Source organism: Vibrio sp. 1CM23M (assembly GCF_023161755.1).
Lineage (GTDB): Bacteria > Pseudomonadota > Gammaproteobacteria > Enterobacterales > Vibrionaceae > Vibrio > Vibrio coralliirubri.
Genome location: NZ_JALNTR010000022.1, coordinates 1 through 2,800, shown reverse-complemented (window position 1 = coordinate 2,800; position 2,800 = coordinate 1). Strand labels below are relative to the sequence as shown.

The 2,800-nt window shown below is 51.3% G+C and carries 1 rRNA gene; it reads left to right on the top strand.

Annotated elements, in window-relative coordinates:
* Positions 1-17 precede the first annotated feature (17 nt).
* Positions 18-2,800 (top strand): 23S ribosomal RNA (locus MSG35_RS23935); the annotation flags it as partial.

The following is a 2,800-nucleotide window of genomic DNA, read 5'->3' as shown; positions in this document are numbered from 1 at the left end:
ACCCTTTCGGGTTGTATGGTTAAGTGACTAAGCGTACACGGTGGATGCCTTGGCAGTCAGAGGCGATGAAAGGCGTAATAACTTGCGATAAGCCCAGATTAGGTAGTAATAACCTTTTGAGTCTGGGATTCCTGAATGGGGAAACCCACTTACATAAGTAAGTATCCTGTTGTGAATACATAGCAACAGGAGGCAAACCGGGGGAACTGAAACATCTAAGTACCCCGAGGAAGAGAAATCAACCGAGATTCCGAAAGTAGCGGCGAGCGAAATTGGATTAGCCCTTAAGCTTTTAATGAGACAGATGAAGGCTCTGGAAAGTGCCGCAGTAAAGGGTGATAGCCCCGTAATCGACATCTCATAATCAGTGAAAACGAGTAGGGCGGGACACGTGATATCCTGTCTGAATATGGGGGGACCATCCTCCAAGGCTAAATACTACTGACTGACCGATAGTGAACCAGTACCGTGAGGGAAAGGCGAAAAGAACCCCTGTGAGGGGAGTGAAATAGAACCTGAAACCGTGTACGTACAAGCAGTAGGAGCACCTTCGTGGTGTGACTGCGTACCTTTTGTATAATGGGTCAGCGACTTAATTTTAGTAGCAAGGTTAACCGTTTAGGGGAGCCGTAGGGAAACCGAGTCTTAACTGGGCGTACAGTTGCTAGGATTAGACCCGAAACCAGGTGATCTAGCCATGGGCAGGTTGAAGGTTGAGTAACATCAACTGGAGGACCGAACCGACTAATGTTGAAAAATTAGCGGATGACTTGTGGCTAGGGGTGAAAGGCCAATCAAACCTGGAGATAGCTGGTTCTCCCCGAAAGCTATTTAGGTAGCGCCTCGGACGAATACTACTGGGGGTAGAGCACTGTTAAGGCTAGGGGGTCATCCCGACTTACCAACCCTTTGCAAACTCCGAATACCAGTAAGTACTATCCGGGAGACACACGGCGGGTGCTAACGTCCGTCGTGGAGAGGGAAACAACCCAGACCGCCAGCTAAGGTCCCAAAGTATAGCTAAGTGGGAAACGATGTGGGAAGGCTCAGACAGCCAGGATGTTGGCTTAGAAGCAGCCATCATTTAAAGAAAGCGTAATAGCTCACTGGTCGAGTCGGCCTGCGCGGAAGATGTAACGGGGCTAAGCTATACACCGAAGCTGCGGCTACGTACCTTAGGGTATGTGGGGTAGGGGAGCGTTCTGTAAGCCGTTGAAGGTGGTCTGTAAGGGCTGCTGGAGGTATCAGAAGTGCGAATGCTGACATGAGTAACGATAAAGGGAGTGAAAAACTCCCTCGCCGGAAGACCAAGGGTTCCTGTCCAACGTTAATCGGGGCAGGGTAAGTCGACTCCTAAGGCGAGGCCGAAAGGCGTAGTCGATGGGAAACAGGTTAATATTCCTGTACTTCTTACAATTGCGATGGGGGGACGGAGAAGGCTAGGTGGGCCTGGCGACGGTTGTCCAGGTTCAAGTACGTAGGCGGGTGGTTTAGGTAAATCCGGACCGCTACTAACGCTGAGATACGATGTCGAGCTACTACGGTAGTGAAGTCATTGATGCCATGCTTCCAGGAAAAGCCTCTAAGCTTCAGATTGTAAGGAATCGTACCCCAAACCGACACAGGTGGTCGGGTAGAGAATACCAAGGCGCTTGAGAGAACTCGGGTGAAGGAACTAGGCAAAATGGTACCGTAACTTCGGGAGAAGGTACGCTCTTATCAGTGAAGTCCCTTGCGGATGGAGCAGACGAGAGTCGCAGATACCAGGTGGCTGCAACTGTTTATTAAAAACACAGCACTGTGCAAAATCGTAAGATGACGTATACGGTGTGACGCCTGCCCGGTGCCGGAAGGTTAATTGATGGGGTTAGACTTCGGTCGAAGCTCTTGATCGAAGCCCCGGTAAACGGCGGCCGTAACTATAACGGTCCTAAGGTAGCGAAATTCCTTGTCGGGTAAGTTCCGACCTGCACGAATGGCGTAATGATGGCCACGCTGTCTCCACCCGAGACTCAGTGAAATTGAAATCGCTGTGAAGATGCAGTGTACCCGCGGCTAGACGGAAAGACCCCGTGAACCTTTACTACAGCTTGGCACTGAACATTGAACCTACATGTGTAGGATAGGTGGGAGACTTTGAAACCGCGTCGCTAGATGTGGTGGAGTCGTCCTTGAAATACCACCCTTGTAGTTTTGATGTTCTAACGTTGGTCCCTGAATCGGGATTACGGACAGTGCCTGGTGGGTAGTTTGACTGGGGCGGTCTCCTCCCAAAGAGTAACGGAGGAGCACGAAGGTGGGCTAAACACGGTTGGACATCGTGTGGTTAGTGCAATGGCATAAGCCCGCTTGACTGCGAGAATGACAATTCGAGCAGGTGCGAAAGCAGGTCATAGTGATCCGGTGGTTCTGAATGGAAGGGCCATCGCTCAACGGATAAAAGGTACTCCGGGGATAACAGGCTGATACCGCCCAAGAGTTCATATCGACGGCGGTGTTTGGCACCTCGATGTCGGCTCATCACATCCTGGGGCTGAAGTCGGTCCCAAGGGTATGGCTGTTCGCCATTTAAAGTGGTACGCGAGCTGGGTTTAGAACGTCGTGAGACAGTTCGGTCCCTATCTGCCGTGGGCGTTGGAAAATTGAAAGGGGCTGCTCCTAGTACGAGAGGACCGGAGTGGACGAACCTCTGGTGTTCGGGTTGTCATGCCAATGGCATTGCCCGGTAGCTAAGTTCGGAATCGATAACCGCTGAAAGCATCTAAGCGGGAAGCGAGCCTTGAGATGAGTTTTCCCTGGC